This is a genomic window from Bradyrhizobium sp. 27S5, assembly GCF_037217225.1.
GTDB classification, from domain to species: Bacteria; Pseudomonadota; Alphaproteobacteria; order Rhizobiales; family Xanthobacteraceae; genus Bradyrhizobium; species Bradyrhizobium septentrionale.
Map to the genome: position 1 here is coordinate 7,676,054 of NZ_CP147714.1, position 26,270 is coordinate 7,702,323.

General features: G+C 61.7%; 22 protein-coding genes, 1 tRNA gene and 2 pseudogenes. 8 read left to right on the plus strand and 17 right to left on the minus strand.

Annotated features, from left to right (window positions below; translation table 11 throughout):
- Positions 1-5: 5 nt before the first annotated feature.
- The 3 genes from WDM24_RS36220 to WDM24_RS36230 all read right to left on the minus strand — a co-directional run bounded on the left by WDM24_RS36220 (position 6) and on the right by WDM24_RS36230 (position 2,147).
- A complete protein-coding gene (locus tag WDM24_RS36220) occupies positions 6-509 on the minus strand; it encodes a hypothetical protein (RefSeq protein ID WP_338829133.1) in 504 nt (167 codons plus the stop codon).
- Positions 510-546: 37 nt separating this feature from the next.
- Positions 547-1,332, minus strand: a complete 786-nt coding sequence (locus WDM24_RS36225) for a hypothetical protein (RefSeq protein WP_338692217.1) — start codon at positions 1,330-1,332, stop codon at positions 547-549.
- 68 nt (positions 1,333-1,400) lie between these two features.
- Positions 1,401-2,147, minus strand: a complete 747-nt coding sequence (locus tag WDM24_RS36230) for a hypothetical protein (RefSeq protein WP_338692218.1) — start codon at positions 2,145-2,147, stop codon at positions 1,401-1,403.
- Positions 2,148-2,311: 164 nt separating this feature from the next.
- Between WDM24_RS36230 and WDM24_RS36235 the strand changes: the two genes are divergently transcribed.
- The 5 genes and pseudogenes from WDM24_RS36235 (at position 2,312) to WDM24_RS36255 (ending at position 8,322) form a co-directional block, all read left to right on the plus strand.
- Complete coding sequence (locus WDM24_RS36235; protein WP_338829134.1) at positions 2,312-5,758, plus strand: hypothetical protein; 3,447 nt, start codon at positions 2,312-2,314, stop codon at positions 5,756-5,758.
- 17 nt (positions 5,759-5,775) lie between these two features.
- Complete coding sequence (locus WDM24_RS36240) at positions 5,776-6,723, plus strand: hypothetical protein (protein ID WP_338829135.1); 948 nt, start codon at positions 5,776-5,778, stop codon at positions 6,721-6,723.
- A 324-nt stretch (positions 6,724-7,047) separates the two neighbouring features.
- Positions 7,048-7,309, plus strand: a pseudogene (locus WDM24_RS36245) (MFS transporter); the annotation flags it as partial.
- 28 nt (positions 7,310-7,337) lie between these two features.
- The gene (locus tag WDM24_RS36250; protein ID WP_338692221.1) at positions 7,338-7,511 is read left to right on the plus strand and encodes a hypothetical protein; all 174 of its coding nucleotides are present in this window, start codon (positions 7,338-7,340) and stop codon (positions 7,509-7,511) included.
- A 226-nt stretch (positions 7,512-7,737) separates the two neighbouring features.
- Positions 7,738-8,322, plus strand: a complete 585-nt coding sequence (locus WDM24_RS36255) for a GIY-YIG nuclease family protein (protein ID WP_338692222.1) — start codon at positions 7,738-7,740, stop codon at positions 8,320-8,322.
- 187 nt (positions 8,323-8,509) lie between these two features.
- Here WDM24_RS36255 and WDM24_RS36260 read toward each other — a convergent pair whose 3' ends face one another.
- From WDM24_RS36260 to WDM24_RS36285, 6 genes are all read right to left on the minus strand, one after another.
- Positions 8,510-8,935 (minus strand): hypothetical protein, encoded by a 426-nt coding sequence (locus WDM24_RS36260; protein ID WP_338692223.1) that lies wholly within the window; start codon positions 8,933-8,935, stop codon positions 8,510-8,512.
- Positions 8,936-9,018: 83 nt separating this feature from the next.
- Positions 9,019-9,507, minus strand: coding sequence for a hypothetical protein (locus WDM24_RS36265; RefSeq protein ID WP_338829136.1), 489 nt, complete (start codon positions 9,505-9,507; stop codon positions 9,019-9,021).
- An 11-nt stretch (positions 9,508-9,518) separates the two neighbouring features.
- A complete protein-coding gene (locus WDM24_RS36270) occupies positions 9,519-9,941 on the minus strand; it encodes a hypothetical protein (protein ID WP_338829137.1) in 423 nt (140 codons plus the stop codon).
- Positions 9,890-11,803, minus strand: a complete 1,914-nt coding sequence (locus WDM24_RS36275; protein ID WP_338829138.1) for an AAA family ATPase — start codon at positions 11,801-11,803, stop codon at positions 9,890-9,892. Before WDM24_RS36275 ends, WDM24_RS36270 begins: the two co-directional genes overlap by 52 nt.
- 130 nt (positions 11,804-11,933) lie before the next feature.
- Positions 11,934-12,464, minus strand: coding sequence for a hypothetical protein (locus WDM24_RS36280; protein WP_338829139.1), 531 nt, complete (start codon positions 12,462-12,464; stop codon positions 11,934-11,936).
- A gap of 124 nt (positions 12,465-12,588) precedes the next feature.
- Positions 12,589-13,320 (minus strand): competence protein, encoded by a 732-nt coding sequence (locus WDM24_RS36285; RefSeq protein WP_338829140.1) that lies wholly within the window; start codon positions 13,318-13,320, stop codon positions 12,589-12,591.
- Positions 13,321-13,483: 163 nt separating this feature from the next.
- On the opposite strand from WDM24_RS36285, the gene WDM24_RS36290 reads away from it, so the two are divergent.
- Positions 13,484-13,981 carry a hypothetical protein gene (locus tag WDM24_RS36290; RefSeq protein WP_338829141.1) on the plus strand — a complete coding sequence of 166 codons (498 nt, stop codon included), beginning with the start codon at positions 13,484-13,486 and terminating at the stop codon, positions 13,979-13,981.
- Positions 13,982-14,349: 368 nt separating this feature from the next.
- Here the strand turns inward: WDM24_RS36290 and istB are convergent, their stop codons facing one another.
- The 7 genes and pseudogenes from istB to WDM24_RS36325 all read right to left on the minus strand — a co-directional run bounded on the left by istB (position 14,350) and on the right by WDM24_RS36325 (position 20,074).
- Positions 14,350-15,192, minus strand: coding sequence for an IS21-like element helper ATPase IstB (istB, locus tag WDM24_RS36295; RefSeq protein ID WP_176535476.1), 843 nt, complete (start codon positions 15,190-15,192; stop codon positions 14,350-14,352).
- Positions 15,189-16,721, minus strand: coding sequence for an IS21 family transposase (gene istA, locus WDM24_RS36300; protein WP_422389058.1), 1,533 nt, complete (start codon positions 16,719-16,721; stop codon positions 15,189-15,191). The genes istB and istA overlap by 4 nt, the downstream gene beginning before the upstream one ends.
- 297 nt (positions 16,722-17,018) lie before the next feature.
- Complete coding sequence (locus tag WDM24_RS36305) at positions 17,019-18,179, minus strand: hypothetical protein (RefSeq protein WP_338692233.1); 1,161 nt, start codon at positions 18,177-18,179, stop codon at positions 17,019-17,021.
- A gap of 56 nt (positions 18,180-18,235) precedes the next feature.
- A pseudogene (locus WDM24_RS36310) lies at positions 18,236-18,352 on the minus strand (thiaminase II); the annotation flags it as partial.
- Between the two features lie 338 nt (positions 18,353-18,690).
- Positions 18,691-18,767 (minus strand) — tRNA-His (locus WDM24_RS36315).
- A 191-nt stretch (positions 18,768-18,958) separates the two neighbouring features.
- Positions 18,959-19,393: a phasin gene (locus tag WDM24_RS36320; RefSeq protein WP_338829142.1), complete on the minus strand. Its 435-nt coding sequence runs from the start codon at positions 19,391-19,393 to the stop codon at positions 18,959-18,961.
- A 282-nt stretch (positions 19,394-19,675) separates the two neighbouring features.
- Positions 19,676-20,074 (minus strand): phasin family protein, encoded by a 399-nt coding sequence (locus tag WDM24_RS36325; RefSeq protein ID WP_166302807.1) that lies wholly within the window; start codon positions 20,072-20,074, stop codon positions 19,676-19,678.
- A gap of 339 nt (positions 20,075-20,413) precedes the next feature.
- On the opposite strand from WDM24_RS36325, the gene WDM24_RS36330 reads away from it, so the two are divergent.
- Both WDM24_RS36330 and WDM24_RS36335 read left to right on the plus strand, forming a co-directional pair.
- Entirely contained in the window at positions 20,414-24,478 is a 4,065-nt protein-coding gene (locus WDM24_RS36330; RefSeq protein ID WP_338832509.1) for a PAS domain-containing protein, read from the plus strand.
- Between the two features lie 482 nt (positions 24,479-24,960).
- A complete protein-coding gene (locus tag WDM24_RS36335; RefSeq protein WP_338829143.1) occupies positions 24,961-25,788 on the plus strand; it encodes a metallophosphoesterase in 828 nt (275 codons plus the stop codon).
- Here WDM24_RS36335 and WDM24_RS36340 read toward each other — a convergent pair.
- On the minus strand, positions 25,727-26,212 hold the full coding sequence (locus WDM24_RS36340) for a cyclic nucleotide-binding domain-containing protein (protein WP_338829144.1): 486 nt from the start codon (positions 26,210-26,212) through the stop codon (positions 25,727-25,729). The two genes, WDM24_RS36335 and WDM24_RS36340, sit on opposite strands and share 62 nt — an antisense overlap.
- Positions 26,213-26,270: the final 58 nt, after the last annotated feature.

Here is a 26,270-nt window from a genome sequence, read left to right on the forward strand (position 1 = left end):
AGGCCCTAAAGCTTTGGATTGCGGAGCGGTCTCGCACCCCAGTCAGGCTCAAGCTCGAAAACCAGTTGATCGTCGTCCTCGTCCAGCCCTCCTTTTTCCAAGCGGGCCGTTTGAATGGTGCAGCCAGCTTTGAGCTGCTGTTCGAAACAATTGTCGCCCCGGAACGCATAATTCTGAAATTGTTCCTGGGTTATGCGACCAGCCAGTAGTTCGAGCACCATACGCGACGAGATACTGATCGACATGTTGAAACCTCCTTTTGTTGTGAAGGTAGTCCCGAGATAAATCCCCTTACCCTGCGGATCGAAGAGACCTTGCCTGTGCCAGGAACGCGCTTGGTACCCTTCAAGCTGTGGCTGCTGCAATCCTAGCGCGATGCGGTTGAGCCTCTCGTATTCGGCGTCTCGCTGCGCGGACGGCTCGCGTTCAAAGAGAGTCACTTTCCATTCAGGAGAATGGAGCCTGCTGGCATAAACGATCCCCAATTTCTGTACGGGGAGAATACGCAAACAAGGTCCACTCTGGAGCGTTGAAGAAAATAATTGATCACCTGTTCGCCGCTGACCTGAAAACCGCCAAGAGTTTCAGCTCGCGAAGCATGTAGCAACCCGCGTCACCCAAGAAAATGCACTTGAGTACACCGGCCTCTGACTTAGAAAGCTGGCGCTCCTTGGAACGCAGAGCGCTATAAACGAGATTATCTTCAATGTGATCGGCAACCGGAGGCATTGAGCAGAAGACACGTCCTTCGGGATGGACAAATTTGCGCCACTCAATAACGACGTCTATTTGTTCGTCGGTAAGCTGAAGGGTTTGAGGATGTGGCCAATCGGGTGCCGTAACCCAATCTTTCAATTTTTTCTCGAGGACGGCGGTAAGCTCAAAATCCTTTGTGACGCGACGGACACGGCGCAATTGACCTCCCTCACGTCTCCGCGCCTCCATAAAGCGGTAGTAGAGGTGAGACCCGGATTTCTTTCGCTGGCGATTACAAAAATGTCCGATCTTGTCAGCCGCTCGATTCATCAAGTCCTTTCCAGAAAACGTGTCGTCGGACACCGTCCTGATTTCAACGAGCGCAGGACCACGCGGAAATAGTGTGCGCGTGAATGCATCTGGCCGAGCGCTGGAATTTGCCAGGACCGGATCTATTTCGAGATCAGCGACCTGCTGAATGCTCCAAAGGAGGCTCAACTCAACTTCTGCCGCGAGCGCGTCCTTCGCGTTCTTGTGCTCCAACCTCGCCAGGAGATCGGCGGCCTTTTCCACGGTCAGGAGGGGCGCAAGATCGTTGAGCATCGCCTGCAAACGGCGACGTGCATAAACTGGCATGTTGTGTTCGGATCGCCTCTATAAAGCGAAAGATGTTAAGTGAGTCCTGCGTTGCGGTGAATATGCCCTCAAGGCGAGACCACTAGCTTTCTTAATTGGTCAATGAGGCGATAGACCGCGGCAAGCGCCGCGAGCGCGGTTGCCTTGTTGCAGGCCTCGCCCGACCGCAGCGCTCGGCCGGGATGGACAAGATTGCGCGCGTCTTTGGCAAGGCCTGCCTGTTGTTCCGTCGCGGCATCGATCACACCATTTGACGTAGCAAGGCTGATCAGGTCAGCGAGATGCATCTGATCGAGCGGCCGTTTTGGCGTGTTCGTAAGTGTGACCTGTTTTAACGCCCAGAGAAGAAGCGCTTCCAGGGCCGCACCGGCAAAAACGGTTGCCCCCATCCATTCGCGGGCGTTGAAGTCGGTCCACGCGGCGCGAATGCGATCCTCGATGCCAAGGCGAACATCGGTGTCCGCAATAAAGGGCAGTTCAGGCTCTGGCGGGGGCAGCTCGTCATGACAGTGCATCATGAGCCGGCGGATTCGCTCGACAGCGTCCTTGCCGCCGACATCTCGTGCAGGCCGAGTATCGCCAACGTTCCAGAGTGCAAGCGAAGTCGCAAGCACTGCGCGACATCGCGAATACTCTAGATAGTCCATCGTCGCCAGATCGACCAATTCGCTTGGAACTTGGTCGAGAAGACCTAGCAGCGCGTGGACTTCGGCGCGGTAAACATATGTGACGGCGCCGGCATCGACTTCGATTCGGCTGGCGCCGAACATGCCGTCAATGGCGCTTACGATCTGGCTCGGGACAACTTTTGGCATTGATGATCTGGAGGAGATGATCGGTTCTGCCCAACACCGCGCGAAGAAACAACGACAATCGCGTGAGCGTGCAGCAGCGGGCTTTCTATGTTATTGGCTTTATAAAGGATTCGTCTCTTCTTGGCACGAGGCCGGAAAACGACCACTAGAGTTTTGGGCGGCACGTGCGCGACGACTTCACCAAGCAAACCGTTACCCAGATTGCCAAGGGCGTCGCTTACCGCTGCTCGAATCCCGACTGCCGGCGACCGACTCTCGGCACCAATGCAGCCCAGGATGGGACAATCATCATAGGCGTGGCGGCACACATCTGCGCGGCCTCTCCCGGCGGCCCTCGCTACAATGCCGCCCAGGCGCCGGAGGCGCGGCGGAGCAAGGAAAACGGACTATGGCTTTGTCAGAATTGCGGGAGGTTGGTCGACGCCGATCCCAACCAGTTTACCGTTGAGCAATTGGTCAAATGGAAGTATGACGCGCAAGCACAGGCTTTCCGCGAGCTTGTCGCACCAAATGCAGCCGTTGCCGAGGAGGCTGCACGCGTCAGCGCGGCGATCGCGGCAGATGATCGACCTGTTGATGCCGCGTTCGACACGATATTCGAGAAGGTTCATGCTACCGCAATAACCGACCTTGCAACGCATAAGCGCGGGCCACTTTGGTCAGGTGCGACAGTTGAGCTCACTCTAAGGATAGACGGCGACAGCGCCGCACCATCTTTCAGCATCGGAAAATTGCCGCTGGCTATCGAGGTCGCGCCTGACGTGACGATCGTAGCGCCGCCTGGCACGGGCAAGACCACGACGCTCCTACAACTGGCCGGGCATGCGCTCACGGCCTATTCGATCGTCCCGCTGTATTTCAGGCTGGGTGATTGGTCCGCGGGATCAGCAGGGCTGCTTGCCAGCTTGCATCAACGCGCTGCTTTCCGGACGACGAGCGCCGACGAGATTGGCGCACTTGCCCAGCGCGGCCGACTTCTGCTGTTGCTCGACGGTTGGAACGAGCTTGCTCCCGACGCCCACAAGCGACTGCGTATCGAGATCGGGCAGATCCGTCGCGACTGGCCCGATTTGCGCATTATCGTCACGACGCGGCGGCAAGCACTCGATGTTCCGATATCCGGGCCACGGGTCGAGATCGAACCGCTGTCCGAGGATCAGCAGATTTCGATTGCGGACGCGCTTGATGGCGCTGCTGGCAGGAAGATGGTCGATAACGCATGGCGGACGCCAGGCGTTCGCGCGTTGATCGCGACGCCTTTGTACCTGTCTGCCCTGGTTAGCGGCGGCGCACAAGGCGCCATGCCGGATACCAAGGAAGCCGTGCTGCGCTCGTTCGTCCAGCAGCATGAGAAGGCGGGTGATCATGCCGAGGCCTTGCATTCGGCGCTGCTGGGATGCCACACGGAGATTCTGACGGAGCTGGCGAGTCATCTCAATGCTGTCGGCGCAACCACAATGTCCGAGGCCGATGCGCGCCGGATTGTGACCACCACGGCCGCCAGTCTGCGTGAGCAAGGTCAGATTGCCGCGCCGCTGGAGCCGGCTTCAGTTCTTGAAGCGTTGACAAGCCATCACACCTTGATGCGCTCCGGCGGCGGCATCGCGTTTCAACATCAGCAATTCCAGGAATGGTATGCCAGCCACAGGGTCACGGAGTTGATGCAGGCGGCCGCCAAGGGCGACGCCGGCGCCCGCGTGCGGCTGCGCGCCGCGATACTGGACCAGCCAACCTGGGAGGAATCCGTCTGGTTCGCGGCAGAACGGCTCTCACGCGAGAAGGGCGATGCCGAGATTGTTGCACATGCCGTGCACCTGGCCTTGCCTATTGATCCTATGTTGGCGGCCGAGATGATCTATCGCGCGGCATCAGCAGTGTGGGATCTCGTAGGCAGCGATATCATGTCGTTCGTGGCACGTTGGCACAGAGCCGAAAGGGTGGATCGTGCCGTGCGTTTCATGATCATGACGGGCCGCCCCGAATTCGCGCCGCAGATTTGGCCGCTCGCGTCGAGCAGCGACAGGCAAACACTGATCCCGACTTTACGCATCGCGCCGCGCTTTCGTCCAGGAGTCCTCGGTCCCGATGTGCAGCCGAAGGTCGCCGAGCTTCCCGAGGACACGCGGAAAGACCTGCTCGGGTTGATCGCCGGCGAGAGCGGCGTGGACGGAATGGATCTGGCGGTCGAACTGGCGAAGGTCGATCCGAGCCCAAAGGTCCAGGCGGATGTCGTCCAACATCTTCAGTTTCGGCTGGCCGAGCGCCATGTCGCGGCCTTGCTGTCAGTTGCACACGAAGAGACGTGGGAACTGGTCGCCAGGCGCGCCTACGCGGACGATATCCAGGACGCAGAGATCGCTGAGAAACTAAGCATCATTCGAATGGTGGCTCTTGAACAGGCGACTGAACCAACGGAGCGGCTGCGCCTTCTTCTTCAACAGCCCGCCGATGACTCTGGGCGCGATGCGGCGATCGCGGCCGCGATTGCCGACCCGCGGTTTCGAGTCAACGACCGGCAAAGTGGCTCACTGTATTTCGCGCAACAGCGTGCGCCGCAGGCGGTCTCGCAAGGGCTCCGTCAACGCCTGGAGGCTGGTCTTGAACTGCCATACCGCGCGACCGAGCTTCTTCTGAACTTGGATGTGACCGACGAGAGACCGATCGCCGACTCCATTCTCGATGCAAGCTGCGAGAATCGCGACCTCAATGCCGCTGCGATTATGGCTGGCCCAAAGACCATCGACGCACTGATCGAGAAATTTCTGGTGTGCGCACAAGCTTTGCGCGCGGCACCGAACGATCGCCCGCTCAGTGAGGAGCGCCGTCGTCTCGAGGATAGAATCCGCGGCACGCGCGCTCCCATTTTCGCAGCGGCCATCCTGCGGAAGGCGGATTCAGACGATCTCGGCGTCATTTTATCTCTGGCTTCGCTGGTCGCTGACCATGGGGCCGAGCACGAGGATCGCAAGGTGGCGCTGGCGATCGATCCGGTAACTAAGAACGCATGGATTAACCGTCTGCGACGCTGGGTCGACACCGTGATTGCAGCGCCGGCCGGAAGAAGACATGACCTTAACGAGGTATCGAACGCGATCGGGCGCTTGGGTTTGCCGGAACTCGTGCCCGACCTAAAGCGGCTGCTGGACGAAGATCTGTTACGCCTAAGAGTGGCGCGCGCTGGCTACATGGAAGCCAGAAGACGCGGCAATATCGAGGCGGCATCTGACGCAAGCACGCTCTATGACAATCAATATCGAGCCGCTTTTATCCGCATCGGCGGCGATGAAGTGGCCGCCGTTGCCACCCAGTATCTTGAAGACAGGGCGTTTGGTTTTTCGGCCGCGGTCGTTCTGAAATCGATTTCGGACCGGCAACTCAATGTGCCTGAGCCAGGCTGGCATCGTCGGTGGCCGTGGTTCGATGAAGTAGAGGCAGCACGCAAGGCTCGCGCGATATCGCCGAGACCGAAGCCATCGGATGCGCTCGCCAAGCCGATCTTCGCCGCGATAGATCGGTTGGCGAAGTCGGAGGCGAAAGAGGACCAAACGCTCGCAATCAGCTTGGCTCGCGTTGCGCTAAGCATGCCGCACGAGGATCATGATGAGCGCTGATCGCTCGTGTCTTGGGCTTGCCGCAGCCCTTGGCGGCCAAACAAACCCTCCTTGCCGCTATGGTTCTGGATGGACAGATCATTGATGCCGACCTCGTCATGGGCGCAATCGATCAATGGCTGGCCGCGGCGGGGAGTGATCCGACGACAGCGTGGCACAAGCGGCAAAATACTTGGGAAATCGAGCCGTGGCTTGAGCTGCTGCCATTCACGACACGTCCAGATGCCGTGTTCGATGGCTTGACAAAGGTCAAGGCATTCTACGGCCGCGACTGGACGCAACGGTGGGAACGCGTGTTAACCGCGGTAGCCGCCGTGCCGGATGCAGCGGGTATAGCTCTGCTAACGAGCCTTGCACGCGCGCACAAGGATATCGCCGACGAGCATGCGTGGATGCAGGCGATCCTCAACCGAGGCACTCTCGAGTCCGTGCTCCTCTACGTCGATCTGTTTATCGAGCGCATCTTGGGGACTGAACCTCACGGTGCCGACGCGTGGCATGTCGGCCGCCAATTGGCGAAATATGCGCAAAGCCTTCCTGAGCTGAAGCCTCATTTGAGGAGGCGGTACGAGACGGTTGGCAACGGTCTAGGCCGGACGATGCTGGAGCATTTCTTTGGCGAAGCGGCAAGCGACGAAGATCTTCTTGCCATGGTCAAGAAGTACGCTGCGAACAGCCAGGCCTATGATGGGCAGATGGCGCGTGCCGTAGAAGCCGTGGCGGTTGACAAGGTGCCTGTCGCCGAAGGCTCGAATTCGTACAGCATCTATCCTGCTCCGGTAGGAAGTTTGCGCAAGGCGCTCTTCGATCTGCTCAACGGTTCGCCGACGGAAGCGACCATCGCGAAAAGATGCCTGGAGGCCATCGACAAGCTTCGGGATGAACATGGTATCGCAGCCAACGATACGCGGCACCCCGACGTGATGTCCGAGCGGCCATGGCCGCCCGATGTAGAGATTTCTTAGCGCCGCGCTGCGTGGAGCCGCCGTGGGTGCTGGCCAGCTCAACAGCGGCCCTGCCTGCCTTCGACTGCGGTCACCGAGACCTGGATGCTTGCCACTAGACCTGCGCCATTCTTCAAATCACCCGCAAAACGCTGTGGGTTGCCGGGATAGTAGCAATGACTGCGGCGAGTGGAAACGCCAGAGACTCAAGAGTCTCGCCTGAGACTGATTTCAGATCGACAACTGCCGTTTGTGAGCCGTTCTGAGTTCCTCCGCTCCCTGACCATGTCCATTCTGCGACGCAAGTGTCAGGTTTTTTTCACGATTGTCGACGATCGAGACACTTACGGCGCGCATTGCTTCGAGCTCTACGGCGTTAGGACCTGGTTGGGGGGATTCTGGACCTACGTGATGGCGCACCAAGGTGCCCCGTCGTGGATGTCGCCGGTCGCCGTGAGCTTGGTACTCGCCGTCGTTTCCGTGCCCGCCAGCATTCTCGGCAACGAAGCCGCGCTGAAATTCGACCGCCACCGGGCCATCACGGCGGTGATGATCGCCTCCGCGTCGGGTGGCGGTGCTGATCGGTTTGAACGTCGGTGCGCCGGCGTGAGCTGTCGTTTCGAGAATGCGCTGACGTGCAGAAGTGCTTTTCCCCAGGTGGCAGCCTCGACCTGAGCCGCACTGCGATCACCGCACTGCCCGACAACCTGTCGGTCGGCGGCAACCTCTACCCGAACCAAATCGCGGTCACCTCAATTCCAAGCACGGCAAAGGTGAACGGCAAGGTCTACCGCATGAAAGCCGCCTAGCGAAATTGAAAGGCGCCTCCGGGCGCCTTTCTTCGTTGAGCAGCTTGCGGCGCAGCTAGCCGTGTCACTAGCCCGCCCAGCGGACTGACAGTCACGCACCGCGCCGCGAAGCGGGACGCAAGGCGATACGCGCCGCCCGGGCGGCTGGAGATGCTCCGGTCTTAGATTGACAAGTTAGGCGTGTACACCCATCTCCTGGAGCGACAATAGCCCTCAGGGAGCCGGGATGGCTTCGATCTATGCGCTATATTCCTGTCGTGACGGGGGAGTGCGGTACGTCGGATTGACGACCGGCACCACTGATCGGCGTTTCGACCAGCACCGCCGGGGGCCATACGACGGCATAGGCGTCGTGCGAAGCTGGATGCACGACGAATGGCGGGACGGCTTTCCGGTTCGCATCGCATTGCTGGAGCGGTGTGAATACAACGTCGTCGACGAACGCGAAACTCACTGGATCAACCTGTTCGACAATCTCTTGAACGAACGAAAATACTACCGGCCAAACCTGCCGGAGTCCTACAGAGCAAGGACGCCCAAAATCCCCAGCATCAATGCATACGTACGGAATCATAATTTCAACTCCGAGGGTAGACATGGTGTCCACTATCGGCACAGCATTGACATGTATTTTGTCCTCGTGCCGGATCGGCGCGAAGGCCTCCGCCCTTTGATTGGCGACGAGCTTCCCGGAGGGAGCCGACCGATGTGGTTTTCTGATCTGGCCCGGGCGCTCAACGCGCGCGACCGGTATCGCAGCTTTTTCCCAAAAGATCAGTGGCCGCGCGATCGACTATCCGTAGCAGCTTAGGCATTCTTAGCCGACCAAGGAACCTGTTCGCCGGTCGGCAGTAGCAGGGTTTGCTCGCCACCCAGCTCAATGTCGCGCTCATTCAACCCGGAAAACGGAGACCTTGCTTTCAGAGCTTCTATCGGCATTTGCAGTCGTGTCGTCATTAAGGAGCCCCATTTAGGTTCACGACCGCACTGTGATCGTCCTACTCTTCAGCTGCAATCGTCCAAAAGGGCAGCGCCGTCGCTACCTCTATCGCGCTTTGCCTGCGAGCCTTGTATTTTACCTTACCATCGACGAACTCGACCGGACCAAATACGGTGAACCAGTCCATGAGGGGGTGGGTGTCCATAATCGCAGGAACCGCGGCTATCAAACGATCAATGAGCCTGACATCGCCGTACTTCTCGACGTGCGCCAGCACAGAACACGCGACCTGATGCAGGTCCTGGCGCAACTCCATCAGCTCCGCGTTGAGCGCGCCAAAATCAAGCTTTTTGGGCAAGTCGCCGAGAGTGAACGGAGCGCCGAATTCCTGCTGCTGCACCCTCAGCAGACCCGTGTCTGTACGCCGGCGTTTGAAGTCGTCTATCAGCATCAGAATCGGTCGAGCATGGTTCATCTTTGTCACTTGGCTTCCCCCACCCTCACCAATCCGAGCCGGCCGCTGCTTTTTGGCGTAGTCATCGTAAAATCTTAAATGCGACAATGCGATTAACCCAGCTTTCGGAATCGATCGACCAATTGACCGTACCGAGCACCGTTTCCACCGGGAAAATGCTGACACCATGCAGCAAGGAATCGTTTTTCTAATTCCGGCCTCTTTTCACGCCGCAGAATGATGGCAATGCGCCAGGGATAGTACGGCGCGGGCACTTCACCCACCTTCAGATACCTGGCGAAGGACTCGGCAACGATGGCCGTCTGCTCGCCAAGATCGTTATCAATTGCTTTTAGATGATTTCGGAATTCGCCTTCATCCAGTGAAAGGAAGGCTGGTCCGGACGACGCTTGATTCCAGATTTCGCCGGTTGCAACCATTCGCTCGACCACAGCATGCTGGTTGGCGGACAAATCAGCGATCTCTTGACGGGACAGCGGAGGCATCTGCTCCATGCACTCGATCAGTACGAGCAGTGCATCGTAGTCGACTTCACTCGCCTTGGTTTCAGACGCGATGGAAGGCCCCTTCTCTCCTCCCAACGAGGGCACCTCTATGCTTCAAGCGCATTGATGACCCTCAGCGTCCGGCGCACATAGCCCTTGAGTTCGGTGTCGTCGATCTGATCCGGCGTGGTGTCGTTGTTATCTTCGTCGTGATGATACTCCGCCGAATAACCATTGATTTGATCGAGCTCGTCATAAAGCGCCGCAGCCGGGTGGGTTGCGCCGCCCTCCCGTATCTTGCGCACCATGTCACCCAGCCAGTCATTATCCTGAAAAGAGCTGGGGAACGTGGTCCGGCAATAGGCCTCAAGCACCACCCGCATTTTGCGCACTATATCCAGCAGATTGCCCGATCCGTTCGACACGAAGCTGCGCAGGTCGTCGGTATCGGTGAGAGTTCGGCCCTGGCATGCCCTCTCTATGTCGACCTCCGCCAGCTTCGTTCCGAGCGCCCGGTGATCCGACAGCATGAAGCAGATGCGTTCGGACGAGGGCGCCCTCGCCCAGAGCTGTTTGAGAAAGGTGGGTCGTGCGAAAGGACAATCAGCTGCTTGCAGGCGCGCGCCACCCGCATGATTTCATGGCCTGTCTGCCGGCGCCGGTACACGTCCTGGCTGGTGAAGGGATCATCGAAGACGACGATCTTGTTAGCCAAGTCGGCATCCTGCTCCAGACCGGCCAGGAAGAGCGATAGAGCCAGGGTCATCTTGTCCCCGGCACTCAGTGTATTCTTGAAGCTCGGCTGCGTTTCCGGGGTGCGGCTGCCACCAACATCAACGGGAGTACCGTTGATGACGAGCTGATACGAGGTGCTCGCTATCCCGCTTGGATAGCTATGGGTCGTTTGCGCGATCCTGAATCCGGCGTTGAACAGGTCGAGAAGCTCGTTGATGCGGTTCTGGTAAGGCGCAACGACAGTTCTTGTATGTTCGTTGAGTTCAGCCCGGATCGCGCCTCGTTCTTCATCAATGGCTGCCTTTTCCGCCACCAACCTGTTGTGTTCGTCGCACAGCGTCGAAACGGTCGGCGTATGGCGAGCCTTCACGGCCTGAAGATGACTTCGACGCTGCTTGGCCCCTTCGAGATCAGCCGTGCCGAGTTCCTGCTTCTTCGCGACGATCGTGGCATTCGCCCGCGCGATCTTTGCATTAAGTTCAGCCAGGTCCTCGAAAACCTTGCGATAGGCTTCAACGGCAGCTTCGCAAGTCGGCGGGACGTCAACCACCTCCAAGGGAGCGCGCGCCTTGCGATCAAGCAAGTCAAGCAGCTCTCGGCGAAGGTTTCGGACCGCGTCATCGAATGCCGGCGGCAGCTTGAGGCCGTCCCAGTCAAACGAAACGTATTCCTTCCAGAATTCGACGCCGGAATTGTTTCGCTCAGCCTTTGCGGCCTGGGTAGCGATGAAGCCTTCCCCAAAGTCCGACGTAATACGCTCGCGCAGAGCCGATACGTCGTTGTGCAGCCGAGCGTATTCGTCGCTGAAAACGGCGCGGAACGCTTTTACGAGCGGTAGCCCCGCGATCCCCTGCCCGCAAAAAGGACAGTCATCATTGGCGAAATTCAAGCCGGTCGACACCCAATTGCCGCCACCGTTCTTCATGTTGTGAGAGGCGAAGTGCTTTTCGATCATCCGCTCCGCATCATCAGCAATTCCATCAAGCGTTCGGCGCAGCGTTTCCCGTATTCCCGACGGAAACGTGTGAAGGTCGAACGTCGACAGTTCCGGGCGCGCAAGGATCGTGTCGATATGGGTAAGGGCTGCCACTTCGACTTCTTGCCTGTCAATCTCGGCGTCGATGTCCGCTTGAGGCTCCAGGTTCAGGAACGTCTCAAGTGACATTCCCGTGCCGAGATGAGGCTGCAAGCTCCTCGTTGAAGCAGAAATCTCGGTCGTTCGGGCGCGACTGTCTGCGGCAAGCTCGGAATCACGTTCGGCCAGCCCGACCCCGGCGCTTCCTACGATGATCCGGTAGAGGTTGCGCTTCTGGGCGACATCGACGACTTCACCGGCGTGAACGTTCTCTGCGACAAAGACGCCATCAAAGATGCTGAAGGAGGGTTTGGCTTCGCTCCAGCGCCCCCCATCGAACCGGATGACCCCGGTATCAAACAGAAGCTCGACCTTGCTGGCCTCCGTGATCCCGAGCGATTTTCGGCCGATGAGTTGATCGGGCTGCCCGGTGTGAAGGGAGCGTAGGACGGCACACAGCGTGCTTTTGCCAAACCCGTTGGCGCCCGAAATGAACGTATGCTTGAACAATTGTGGGTTTGGTGAACCCGCGGAATTACGAAACCGCCCGATATTCTTGATGGAAATAAACTTCGTCAGCATTCATGCCCCCTTGAATGCCCTGACTCTAGGTTGTAGCCGGGCGCAAATAAAGCCGAGCTATAACCTGCTCAACAATTTCCTTGAAGAGGACGAAAGGCTGAGGCCCTGCAGATGGCGAGCGGCTGCTGAACTACGTCCGCGTTTCTCCACTCAAAGCTTCGAGGCTACCCTCGACAACCTCAACCACCTTGGCTTTGGTCATCTCCTTCTGCGCCACGGCGATTCCCGCATTCATCATCGAAACCCCTAGCAGGCCCGCCGGAATGCCCTGGTTGACCATCATCGTGCCCTGCGCTGTCATGAACTGAGCGAGCACAGTCAGCGTTGCCGGATAAGCCGGGTGCCTCCGCCGCTCCTCGTCGATCAGCTGGAGCATGGCGTTCTCGGTGTAGTCTTGGATCGCTGCTCCCAACAGCGCGGCTATCAGGTTGTCGGTGGGAATCCCGCACTTTCTGAGTACATCAGCCATGTAGAGAAACTGCCGTTGCAGGGCTGCCGTCTTTTCCTGGCTGTCCAGGGCTTCCAGTTCCTTGATTGATGCAGACGTCGACATCACCGGAAACGGCACGTCTCTCAGTTCAAAATTGACACTCGGCATCGCTATCTCCTCGATGGAAACTGCAACTCGATGATCCTCGGCCAGTCCGTCATCTTTGGGCAACGCGTCTGTCCGCATACGAACGGCAGTGCCCTTTCGTCCACATGATCAAGCTCACTGAGGCGCGCAGCATCACGCCCTACAAGTGGTGGCTGCATCCGACCGAAGAACGCTAGGACTAAGCTCTTCAGAGCCGCCAGGATCTCCGCCGCCGAAAGGCTCGGCCCGACATGAAAAAAGGAGGCTGCATTATCCGCTCTTGCGCTGCTCGCAGGCGCTGGGCAAAGCCGGTCACGATATCTCGCGCAGGCAGCAATTGGGGCTGGCTGGAAGTCGCGAGCATAAAGTACTCGCGCGGCATTTGAACGACCACCGCATATCTTCCCGCGCGCCCGGGAAGCAAGCACCACGGTGCGTCTTTGGTGCCATCAGGAGCCACGTCTTCGCCGATCCCACGAAAATCGAAGATAACAGGAGCTGAGCTCTCAACCCAAAGCGGGGAAAAGCACTCTTCTGGGAAGTCCAGAAGGAAATACCCCTGATAGTCTGTGGTTCGCAGGTTGGCCTTGTTTTTCAGAAACCGGGAATAATCCCGTTGCAGGCGGGTGCCGTCGACGACCCAAACCATGTTGCCGTAAAAGCGCTCGCGCGCGGTCTGCTCTAGCGGGTTGAGGTGCGAATGTTGGAACTCGATGACCAGGCCATGCTCGGTCCGCACATCCGCGATGTGCTTCTCCCCAGATTGCCCGTCATGCTGGATGAACTCCTGCCACTCAGTGGGAAATTTGTTCTTCCAGGCCCGATGCCATTCGGTTTCGGGTTCTATCCAGGAATCGCAATTCCTAATGGCCTTATGCGCCCAATGAGGAATCCGTGCGAGGCGCACTTGGCTATCACGTAGCTTTCGCACCTTGGGCACGATCCAAGCCCTTGAGGAAAGGCCTCAACGCGTTGGCCATCTACCAGAGCGAATTTCATGTTTCACATCGCCTTTCAGTGATTGGTAGGGTGCACCTCACCGAACCTCTTTGGCTAGAGGAAACGATGACTGAAGACGGCGAAAGGCCGGAAACGAGCGAGCAATGACAGACATCTTCAAATTCTGGTCGATGATCGGCAAAGCCGACACGATCCATCCGCTGGACCGCCCGGTCTTTGCGCGCCTCAATGACTCGCACGGCTTTGATCTGAGGTGTCTGCCGGCCAAGTTCGGCGGGAAACTGCGGACGGCTCCGATTGTGCTGCTCTATCTGTCGCCCGGGTTCTCGGAAACCGACGTCAAGATCGCCAGATCGAAGGAAGGACAGGAGCGGTACGTCAAGCAGCGCACCGGTAGGCTCGGGTTCACCGACCATCACCCGGAAGCCGCCAGATGGCGCAGAGAGCGCCTGGCGTGGCTGGGCGAACCGGAAGTCATCAAGGACAGGTCGCCATCGCCAACATCGGGGCTTACCACTCGCGCACCTTCACCGATCATCATGTTCTCGCCGCCCTTCCCTCCAGCCGGGCAATGCTCGACTGGGCGCAATCAATCCTGTTTCCACAGGCAGAGCGGGGTGAGCGCATGGTCGTCTGCCTGAGGGCCGCTAATTTCTGGGGACTTGAAGCCGGGCGTCGGTATGGCAAGGCGCTGTTCGCGCCGCAGACGACGCGCAGCGGTCATATGCGACGAGGAAAACTGCGCGACGACATCGAGCGGACGGCCAGGCGCTACGTCTAGGGCCGGCACATTTCGAGCTGTTGCGTGATGGGGTTGGCGCGGAACGTGTAGTAGTGCGCCGCGTCACATACTTCGTTGCCGGTATTGTTGAGTGCCAGCGTGCCAGAGTATAGCGCGACAATCAGGATGAGAGCGGCGCGTCAATCAAGATGAGACGAGGCGGCCGAGTCAGGAGATAATTGACGCTGGCCGCCTACTTGGCAAGCGTTGATTGACGCTGCGCGACAATCAAGCGGCGCTGCCAGCGTCAATCACAGTCTTGTCGAGTTCGTTGGGGGTCGTGTGAACAGGTGGCCGGCCTGGACCGCGCTTGCGATCGAGGGCAACTTTTCGACGGTAACTTTCGACGTTCATCTCGAGGATCGTGGCGTGGTGGACCAAACGATCGATGGCAGCCAACGTCATTGCCTGGTCCGGGAAGATACGCCCCCATTCGCCAAATGGCTGATTGGCCGTGATCAGCAGCGAGCGTCGTTCGTAGCGGGCGGCGATCAACTCGAACAGCACACTGGTTTCCGCCTGATCCTTGCTCACATATGTGATGTCGTCGAGGATCAGGAGGTCATAGCGATCGAGTTTGGCGATCGCGGACTCCAGCGCCAGCTCGCGCCGCGCGACCTGCAGCCGTTGCACCAGATCAGTGGTGCGCGCGAAGAGAACGCGCCAACCGTTCTCGACGAGAGCCAGGCCGATCGCCGTGCCGAGATGGGTCTTGCCGCCGCCCGGTGGACCGAACAAGAGCAAATTGGCGCCGGCCTTCAACCAGGCGTCGCCAGCGGCGAGCGCCATCGCCTGTGCCTTTGATAGCATCGGCACGCTTTCGAAGTCGAAGGTGGCGAGCGTCTTGCCGGCGGGCAAACGCGCTTCCACCATGTGTCGCTCGATCCGACGGCGGGTGCGATCGGCCGCCTCGTGCTCGGCAAGGGCGGCGAGGAAGCGGGCGGCAGGCCACCCTTCCTTGTCCGACTGTGCGGCGAGCTTCGGCCAGATCGCCTTGACGCCCGGCAGGCGGAGCTCATTGAGAAGCAGCTCGACACGGGCAGCATCGACGGAGGTAGCGATACCGGTCATGCTGCCTCTCCCAGGTTCGAGCGGCCCGACATGACGCTGACGGAGGCGAGTTCATCGTAGACGTCGAGCGGCGCCAGCTTGACGGCGACACGCGGGATCGAGGCCGCCTCGGGTCGGAAGCGGTCGCGCAGCGCGGCAAGATCGGGTAACTGTCCGGCGTCCAGATCCATCGCGATCACCTCGGCGAGTTCTGCTTCGCAGGCGCGCTCGTGAGCCAGCGCCAGAAGCTCGACCGTCACCTTGCAGGCGCGCCGGTCATCACCATGCTCCCGCAAGGTCTCGAACAGACGTTTGTAAGCTGCACGCGGGAAGAGTTGGTCGCGATAAACGAGATTGAGGAGCGCCATCGGCTTGCGCCGCAGGGCATGGATGACGTGCCGGTAATCCACAACATGACCGCCCTGGCTCTCGGACACAGGCCGACCGCGCCGCAGCGTCACGACCGGCGTGACGCCAAGGAAGCATTCGAGCCGGTCGTCGAAGATGCGCACACGCAGGCGATGGCCGATCAATCTTGAAGGCACGGTGTAGAATACGCGCCGCAGGATGAAGCCGCCTGACGACGTCACCGGGATCACTTTCTCCTCGAAGTCGGTCGTGCGGCCTTTTGGCAGCGGCGCCAAGGCCTCCTTCTCGAGCGCGATCGGCTTGGCGAGGTTGGCGTTGCGCCGGCCGACAATCTCGTCGACAAAAGCCCGGTACGCATCGAGACTGGCGAACTCGCGCGTCCCCCGCAGCAACAGCGCATCTTCCAGTGCCCGCTTGAGATGGCCGTGCGCGCTCTCGATCGAGCCGTTCTCATGTGCGATGCCCGCATTGTTGCGCGTTGGCGCCATGCCATAGTGGCCCATCAGCCCGGCGTAGCGCTGCGTCAGATCCCCCCGTGCGTCGGCGGCCAGATTGCGGAATGCTGCCGACAGGCTGTCGCTGCGATGCTCCCGCGGCACGCCGCCAAGCGCCCACAGCGCGTTCTGCAAGCCCTCCGCCAGGGCGACGAAGCTTTCGCCGCCGAGCACGACATGGACATGCTCGAAGCCGGAGAACGCCAACCGGAAGTGATAGAGCCGGTGATCGAGCGGCTCACCCGCGATGGTAATACCGAGCGCGCTCACGTCGGTGAAGTCGGACAGACCCAGGCGGCCGGGCTCGTGCTGCTGGCGGAAGATCACGTCCTGTTCGGGGCCGTTGAGCGCCCGCCAGGCGTTGATGCGCCGCTCCAGCGTGCGGCGGATGTTCGGGTTCAAGTCATGATGCCGTCGGCGCAGCTCGTCCAGCACGCCGATCACGCGGATGCCGGGCGCAGCCTTCAGGATCGGAACGATCTCGGCGTCCCAATACTGCCCGAGCGGATCGGACCGGCGCCGGCCCCTCGGCGTCTTCTTCTGCGATGGCGGGCGACAATCGCCCTCGATTCGATACGCGCTTGCCTTCGAGAACCCCGCCTTGGCCGCGGCGGCCTCGGGGGACAGTGTCAGTCGGTACGTCATGTACAGCCTCATCTGGTGGTCGGTGATGTGGAGGCCAGGCAAGGCATCGATTCCCTCTTGTCGAGACGAACCAACAGCTTGCACCAGCCGCACCCGGCCGCCAGACGGGTCCAAAAACGCGCGACGCCGATGGGGACGGTCCTCCGGTCGGGCTGCGCCCTCCCTTCGGTCCGTCCCCATCGGCGCAGTCTCACCTTGATTGTCGCTGGAGTCTCACCCTGATCGCCGCCGCGCAGCCAGAGATTCGTACCGTCCCGCTCGTCTGCTCGGCTATCATGTTGACGCTGCCGCTGACGATGCGGTCGCCGGCGCTACCGGCGCCCGTGATGCTCACGCCGTTCACCGACTAGTAGCGCTGATGGTGCCGGAGACCTCGAGTGGGGCAGTGGGGCTGTATGTATTATTGCCAAAGCCGATGGCCGTGTAGCTGCTTAGAATACTCGTCCCAGAAACAACGAGGGTCGCCGAAGGTGAGCTGCTCGTGGTTCCCACCTCCATGCCGCCCGCAAACATGCCCAGACCGTCTGCACGGATCTTTGCTCTCAGGCTTCCAGCCGCAATACCTTCAAAGAAGACATTCGCGCTGCCAGTGGGATTATCGGTTAGTGCCTGGAACATGGCGCTTCCGTAAGAGTACCCCGCGCCGGATTGGCGGGCGGTGAAGAATGGGCCCCCGTAGGAGGAGGCGATGTGAGCAAAGCCGATGGTTGACGAGGTTGAACTCCCCAGCAGCGTAATTTGCAGCGGCGCCGCAGGAGCGGCCGTGCCGATGCCGACGTAGCCGTTCGTGCCGTTGATATAGAAAGCTGGGTTGCTCACCGAGTTGGTGTTGCTGGCCGTCGTCACCATCACGCTGCCACTGACATGAAGAGTCGCGCTGGGAATTGTATTAGAAGCAGTCCCCACGCCGAGATTACCACCCCCCGCGTTAATAACGAAGTGAGAGTTGGTGGTGCGGTTGATGTGGAAGATGCCATTTAGTCGGTCAATCCAGCCACCTTGCGAGTCGATTTTCCATATCCGTGAGTTGGTTGTATTCGCGAGAATAATTTGCGGCACTGCCACTCCATTTAAGTAAATTCCGGTAGTGCTGATAGTCCCAGTTGTGCTTATGCCGATGGTGACGAGGCCGCGGGCCGGATCAAACCAACCGGTATTGATGCCGCTCTGCGTAAGCGACACATAACCTGTGTCGCTTACGGCTAGCATCGAGGTCGTACCGCTGATGATGCGGTCGGTGCTCGCGGCGCCGACGTTGGTTAGGCCAGAGCCATCGCCAATAAACTTGCTTGCTGACAGATTGCCGCTGACGCTGACATCTCCGGCCGTGGTCAGGCTCGGCGCCCAGGTCGGGCAGCCAATGTCGCCCGGTCGCGAGTGGTCGCCAATACAAAGCCGGTTGGTATTGTTGCCTAGCGTCGAGGAGATGGTGGCTATGTTGCCCCAGTCCGCCGCCACGGCAGAGCCAGCCACAGAGGCCAGCAACAAACCGAGCAACATAGAGCGCATGCTCCACAATACGGCGTGACCGGCCAGGCTGTATCGCCAGCCGTCTAGTGACGAAACGCTGCTTCGGGGAGCGAGCCGTCTGCCAATCCGTTCGTGAAGCGATGTTCGGTGTAGGCCCGCCACTCGGCGGATGCTTCTGTCTTTAGACGCTCGAAAAAACTCACGATCTTTTCGCCTCGCTTGCCCCTCCATGAACGTCTTTGGCTCGCCGATAGCGCATTGCGAACCGGGTCCATGCGACCTTTACAGGCCGCCGCGTTCAGCCGGGGGAATTCGCTTGCCGTCAGTCGCTGGGCTGTCGGGACTGACTCGCGCCCACGTTATCACCGCCACAAATCGCGTAGGCCTCGGGAGCAAATTCGTCAGGTTGAGTGATGTCGCAAACCTATGACCCCGTCATTACGAATTTAGAACCAGACTGCGTTTCCGTCACCGCGGTAGCTACATGGTAGCTAGCAATCATGGGCTTCGGGCGAAGGCTAGGATAAGTCATTGATTTCGCTGGTACAGTTGGGTGGGCTCGAACCACCGACCTCCTGTTCCACAGACAGGCGCTCTAACCAACTGAGCTACAACTGCATCCTGACGCAACGCCCCAACCCGAAGGGGGGCGGCGATTTCGGGCGGAAACTAGGTGCAACGCCGCGCTTTGGCAAGGCTTTAACGCGGGCTTTCGGCCCGCATTTCACGCCGTTGGATAACCGATTTTCAAGCAAAAAGGCCCGGACCGCCTTGGCCCGGGCCTTTCGCTGGTCTCTTGCAAGCTAAGATCAGGCAGCCGGCTTGTAGAACTTCGAGGCGTTGGCCTTGATCGGCTCGGCGGCCTCAGCGGCGACTTTCTGGCCGAGCTCGGCCAGTTCCTTGGCCTGCGCGGTGTAGGTCTCGAACTGCTTGCGGGCTTGCGACGTCCACAGCTCGACCGCTTCGGTCGGCGACTTCACGCTGAACAGCTCCTGGGCGAAGTCGAGCGACGCGGTGGTGTTGGCCTTGAAGAACTCGATCAGCTTGGCCGAATACTCGCTGGCGCCCTTGCTCACCGAGGTGAACACGGCCTCGACGGTCGAATTGTGGGTCTCGGCGGCGTCCTTGAATTTGGCGTAGCTGTCGCGGGCCTGCAGCACGCCCTTTTCAGCGAACGCACGCATCTGCTCGGGGACCTCGAACGGGATGATCGAGGCGGAAAACGGATCGGACGGGTTGGTCATACGTGTAATCCTTCGCAACGGGTGAGTAGATGTGACCATTGCGGACGCCCCGGAGCCAAAGAGGCCGGGAGCGCTGAAATGGATCACGCTGCCTTCGATTCACGGGAGTGCCCTTTTTGTTGGGCCCGCCTAATAAACACCCATATCATGTCAATTTTGTGCAACGCAACGTAAGATCGTGTGCGACGCGTTATTTTTATGTGGCGGAATATAGGGGTACCGCGGCCGACCGAGGCTGGGTGCACCAAGGTCGGCTGCGGTCCAGCCGCCGTCAGTTCTCCGTCAGTTCTTGGGCTTGACCGCATCCATCGCGGCGCGGCTGACGGCCTGCCCCATCTCGCTGGCCTGCTCGGCGAGCGAGCGCATCTGGCCCTGCACATATTCGCTGTGCAGCCTCATGACCTCGTTGAGGTCGTTGGCCTTGAGCAGCGACTGGGCGTAGTCCAGCGACGACTGCACGTTCCTTTCCGCATAGGACAGCGCCTTGGCGGAAAGGTCCTTGGCGCCGGCCCGCATCTCCGCGTTGCGCTCCTCGATCTTGCCAGCGGTGTCCCTGGCGTTGGTCACGAACTGCTCGAACGCCTTGCGCGCCTGATCAAAGCTCGCCTCGGCCATCGATCGCATGTCCTTGGGGATTTCGAATTTGGGAATCTCGAAATGGTCACGCGCGTTGTCGCTCATGGTCGTTCTCCCTCGCTTGGTGATCGGCCCGCCGGTTGGCTCCGATGGCCTGCGGCAGGTTATATCGCGGACTGCAATCGCAGGTGTGACGCGGAGCCGCCCTGGTTCCGCAATCACGCACCGCGCAGCAGCCTCTGCCCGACAACGCCAAACGGCTGTGGATCGTTCAGCCAAGTTAACGTTATCCCGGCTTTGGCTGACGCACTCTCGCCGCGGACATGGACCTGCCGCCCCCCAGTTGCGATACTAACCTTCTGTTAAGGCTGTCGTCCTGCGGCTGCCGGCCCCTTCGGCAAAGCTAAGGAAGTAAGCCCAACCCATGCGGTCAAATCTGGCGTGATCAGCGACGCGGAATTCCAGATCCAGGCACTCGGCGATGTGAGGCTGATGGATCATGCGACGAGCGCCCAGCCGGCATGGCTGTGGTCGGCTGACGGCGCACGGATCCTGTGGGCCAATCCGGTCGGTGCGCAGGTATTCGGTGCCGCCAATGGCGCCGAATTGGCGAAGCGCGCCTTCGGCCCGGCCGATCCGCATCGTCGTCAGGTCGCCCGCCTCGGCCGCAGCCTCGCCGCGACCGGCGCTATCCGGCTGGAGCGGCTGCCTGGGTTCGGCGCAGCGCCCGGAATGCTTGCGACCTGCGGCTGCGCGCGGCTCGAGCTATCAGACGGCAGCCACGGCATCCTGGTTTCGGCGCTCAATGCCAGCGGCCGCGGCATGCCGCTCGCCGAGCGATTGCTGCGGCTGGTGCAGGGGCTCGACCGGCCGGCGGCCGCCTTCAACGGCGACGGATTGTTGATCGCAGCCAACGAGGCGGCGCGGCCTCTGCACGATCTCACCGAGGCCGGCCTCGATGCCGCGCGCGGCGAGGCGCTGGCGCAGGGCCGCGCGTCGGCCAGCGTCGCGATCGGCCGCGTCGTGCTGCAGCGGATCGGCCGCGGCGCGGATCGCGCATTGGTCGCGCTGATCAAGCCGGCGCCGCATCTCGCCGCAAAACCGGCGGCGCCGATCGTGCCCGAGCCGGTTGCGCCGGTGACAGCAGCACCGGAAACGCCAGCGCCCGCGGCGGCGACGGCGCAAGAGGCAGCGGCAGTGGAGCCGCCGCCAGCGCCGGCCGTTGTCGAACAACCTGTTGCGCAGGACGAAGCCGCCGCGCCGGCCAGCGAAGCGCCGGCCACCATCACGCTGTTCGATGCGCTGGATCCGCAGCCCGGAGAAGCAGCCACAGCCGAGCCGATCATCAGCGTGGCCGAATCCGAGCCCGCGGACGCCGCTCTATCTCTCGCCGCGCCAGAACAGGCGCACGCAGAGACAGCGCCCGTCGAGGCCGCGGCCTTCGACACAACGCCTGCTGAAACTCCCGCCGTCGAGGAGCCGCTGTCGGAAGCGCTCATCGAGATGCCCGCTGAAGCCCATGTCGAAGAGCCAGCGGATGTTGCAGCGTCTCCCGCGGCAGTAGAACAGGCGCCCGCAGAGCCCGCGCCCGACGAGACCGCGCATCCCGAGACCGCGCCGGACGAAACTCCCGCCATCGAGGAGCCACTGTCGGACGCGCTGATCGAAGTGCCCACCGGAGCGCAGATCAAACAGCCTGCGGATGTTGCGACGTCTCCCGCGCCAGCAGAACAGACGCACGTCGAGCCGGCGCCGGTCGTCGAGCCCGCGCATCTTGACACCGCGTCAGCCGACACTCCCGCCATCGAGGAGCCGCTGTCGGAAGCGCTGATCGAGGTGCCCAAGGCGCAGGTCGAAGAGCCTACGCCGGAGTCATCGCCCGATCTCGAAGCGACGGCAACTGCGCCGGCCGCCGCGATATCATCCCCGCCGGCCGATCACGCGCCCTCGCCCTATGCGATCGCGGATGCGCCCCTTCCGCCGCCCGCCGCCGAGCCGGAGCCCGCGACGCAGGCGGCGGTGAAGCCATCATGGCTCGACGAACCCTTGCCGGTACGGCGGCATCCGCTGCGCTTCATGTGGCAGATGGACCATGAGGCGCGCTTCTCGCTCGGCTCCGACGAATTCACCCGCCTGATCGGCCTGCACACTGCCGCCGGCTTCGGCCGGCTGTGGAGCGACATCGCCGCGAGCTTTGGCCTCGATCCCGAGGGCCGCGTCATGCAGGCGTTCGCCAGCCACGACACCTGGAGCGGCATCACGCTGCATTGGCCGGTCGACGGCGGCGGCCGGCTGCCGGTGGAACTGTCCGGCCTGCCGGTGTTCGACCGCAACCGGAATTTCGCCGGCTATCGCGGCTTTGGTGTGTGTCGCGACCTCGACGGGCTTGCGCGACTCGCAGCAATGCGCCGCTATGAGTTCTTCAGCGGCGCGATCGCGCCGCAATCCTTGTCGGCCGATGTCGCGCCTGCGCCGCGCACCGATGCGCCGCCCGGGCCCGCCGCCCCGCCGCATGACAATCCTCCGCCGCACGCGGAGCCGCCGCCCGACACGACCGCAGCCGCACCACCCGAGGAATTAACCGAGCCGACAGCAACAAAGACTTCACACCAAGCCGATCCGGATCACGCCGTGGAAACGAACGAGGAAACGCACGAAGTGCGTCACGACCCGCCACTGAACGTGGTGCAGTTCCGCCTCGCCGGCGACACAAGGCCGCCGTCGCTGACGCCGGTCGAGAACAACGCCTTCAACGAGCTCGCCCGCCAATTGTCGGCGCGGCTCGAGAGCGAGGCGGGGCTCACCGCGACAACGAATGAGAGCGCCGCCGCGGAGCCGGTTCCCGAGGAGCCCGACCCGACCGAGCCGCCACAGCAGGCGACGCCGCAGCAAGAGACGGTCGCGCAGCAAGCGCCGCCGACCGACCCGCAAAAGGCCAGCTGGCTCGCTGCGGCCGAGCCGGCGCCGCGCGCCGACTCCCGGCGCGACCGCGCGCTGCTCGATCTTTTGCCGGTCGGCATCCTGATCTACCGGCTCGACCGCCTGCTCTATGCCAACCACGCCTTCCTCACCCGCGTGGGCTATGACAGCCTGCATGCGCTGGAAGCAGCCGGCGGGCTCGACGCGCTCTATGTCGAGCCAGGCGTCTCGCAGGCGAGCAGCACCTCCGGCACCGGCACGCCGGTCACGATCTCGGCGAACCAGAACGGCGGCAACGACGCAGAGTCGGTATCTGCGGAAGCGCGGCTGCACACCATCACCTGGGACGATGATTCCGCGCTGGCGCTGATCTTCTCGCGCACGCTCGAGGAAGATGCCGCGGTCGCCGCCGCGCTGTCCGATCCCGAGCCGGCCGCTGCCGCGGAGCCGGTGCTGGCGCCGCCAGAGCCGCAGGCCGGCCACGCCGACGCCGAGGAGCTCGGCGCGATCCTCGACACCGCGGCCGAGGGCATCATCATGTTCGATGCCGAGGGCAACATCCATTCCTGCAACCGAAGCGCCGAGGCACTGTTCGGCTATGACGGCGACGAGTTCATCGCGCACAACCTCGCCGATTTGTTTGCGCCGGAGAGCCAGCACGGCATCCTCGACTATCTCGCCAGCGTGAAATCGGCCGGCGTCGCTAGCCTGCTCGACCACGGCCGTGAGACGCTCGGCCGCGTCCGCCAGGGCGGCATCATCCCGCTGTCGGTGACGATGGGCCGCACCCGCGCCGACGGGCCGAACTTCTTCGCCGTGTTCCGCGATCTCTCGCAGGCCAAGCGAAGCGAGGTCGAGCTGCGCGAGGCGCGACGGCTCGCCGAACGCGCGGGGAACGCCAAGACCGACATGCTGGCGCGGATCAGCCATGAGCTCCGCACCCCGCTCAACGCCATCATCGGCTTTTCCGAGGTGATGATCGGCGAACGGTTCGGCGCGCTCGGCAACGAGCGCTATGTCGAATACATGAAGGACATCCGCGCCTCCGGCGAGCGGGTGATCGCGATCGTCAACGACCTGCTCGACCTGTCGCGGATCGAGACCGGCAAGCTCGACCTCGCCTTCACCAACCAGAACCTCAACGAGATGGTGGAGAGCTGCGTCGCGGTGATGCAGCCGCAGGCCAACCGCGAACGCATCATCATCCGCACCTCGCTCGCGCACACGCTGCCGCCTGTGGTCGCCGACGCCCGCGCGCTGCGCCAGATTACGCTGAACCTGATCGGCAACTCGATCCATCTCGCCAATGCCGGCGGCCAGGTGATCGTCTCGACCGCGCTGTCGGATTTCGGCGAAGTGATGCTGCGCGTGCGCGACACCGGGCAGAGCCTCAACGACAACGAGGTCGCCGCCGCGCTCGAACCGTTCCGCGCGCCGACGCCGTCGGATCAGGCCGGCTCCGGCGGCGTCAGCCTGTCGCTGACCAAGGCGCTGGTCGAAGCCAACCGCGCCAAATTCCAGATCAAGACCGGCGGCCGCACCGGCACGCTGATCGAGATCGTGTTCTCCCACGCCACCGCAAGGGCGTGAGGGGGGCAAGTGCGTGCTGCTGAGGTCTTCAGCGCGCGTGTGACGCTTGTGTCTCTTGCCAGCTGCGTGAGGGACGCACCGACGGAAGGGTTCCCTCTCCCCTTGTGGGAGAGGGTTAGGGAGAGGGGCGCCACACGGCGTGCTCTCTCAGTTGGCAATTCAACGACACGAGCAGATTTGCGCGCGCGACGCTTCCGTCAAGCATCTCGCCCGGGGCCACCCCCCTCCCCACCCTCTCCCGCAAGGGGAGAGGGAGCCTGGCCAGCGTGCTCACCTCACTTCGTTTGAGCGGCGCGTCCGTCTGAATTCAGGTCGCGCCCGCACTCCGAGCAAGCGGCACGCACATATGACTTGCACGCCACTGCGAAGATCTGTCGCGCTTAACCGGCGCGGCACGGCATAAATCTTGCTGCAATTCAGATTGTTTGAAATTCATTGCCTTACCAATCCACCCCATTGTCCCAAGCATTTGGATTTGCCGGATGCGCTGCCTCGTCGTCGCCGACTTGCATTACTCGTTGCCGCAGTTCGACTGGCTGCTGGCGGCCGCGCCGCAATTCGATCTGGTGATCTTCGCGGGCGATGCGCTCAACCTCGGCTCGGCGGTCGATTTCCGCGCCCAGATCGTGGTCGTCACGAAATACCTGTCGCGTCTCGCCGGCCTCACGCGCGTGATCTTCTGCTCGGGCAATCATGACCTCGACGAGCGCAACGCAGAGGGCGAGAAGATCGCGCGATGGGTCGCCGGCATCAGGGAATCCGGCGTGGCCTGCGACGGCGACAATCTGACCATCGGCGATACGCTGTTCACGGTGTGCCCCTGGTGGGACGGCCCGCTGGTCAAGGCGCGGATCGACGACCAGCTGCGCGAGGCGGCCGCCATGCCGCACCGCCGCTGGGTCTGGGTGCATCATGCCCCGCCGGCGGATTCCCCGATCAGCTGGGGCGGCAAGCGCTTCTTCGGCGACGTCGAATTGCTGCGCTGGATCGAGCGCCATCACCCGGCGATGGTGATCTCGGGCCATGTGCATCAATCGCCGTTCATCCCGAGCGGCTCGTGGTTCGACCGCATCGGCACCACCTGGGTGTTCAATACCGGCCTGCAGCCCGGCCGGCCGCCGGTCTACATCGTGCTCGATCTCGCCCAGGACAAGGCTTTCTGGCTCGCCGCCGGCGACGCGCAGATCGTCGATCTCAACGCCCCCCTGCATCGGCCGGCAACGCCGCTGCACGAGGCGCCGGACTGGCTCACATCCTTGGATCGGATTGCCGATCCGAGCCTGGCGCGACCTGCATCGGCGGCAGGTTGATCATGCTCTGCAGCACCTCGCCGACCATCGCCAGATGGGTGCCGTGGTCGGCATATTGGTGCATCAGGTCGGCCAGATAGGTCGTGGCGACGTGCAGCCGTTGCGCCAGGAGCCGCGCGATCAGCAGCGCGACCGCAGGCTGCTCGCGCAGGAACGACGCCGCGTCGTCGAATTCATACAGGACGCAATCGGACGCCGTGCGCACCTTCGCGCTGTGCGGCCGGTCGAGCAGAACACTCATCTCGCCGAACACCGCGCCGGGCTCCTCGATCACGGCGACCAGACTGTCGCCCTTGACGACCTCGACCTTGCCCTCGAGCAGCACGAACAGGTGACCGGTCTTGCCGCCCTCCTCGATGAAAGCCGTGCCGGCCGGCAGGCTCCGCTGCGTTGCTCCGCTGCAGTGATCAAGGATCGCGCGCATCTGGCTTCGTCTCCGTGTCCGCCAGACTAGGCAGAGATGCCGTCGGGGTGAAACGGAT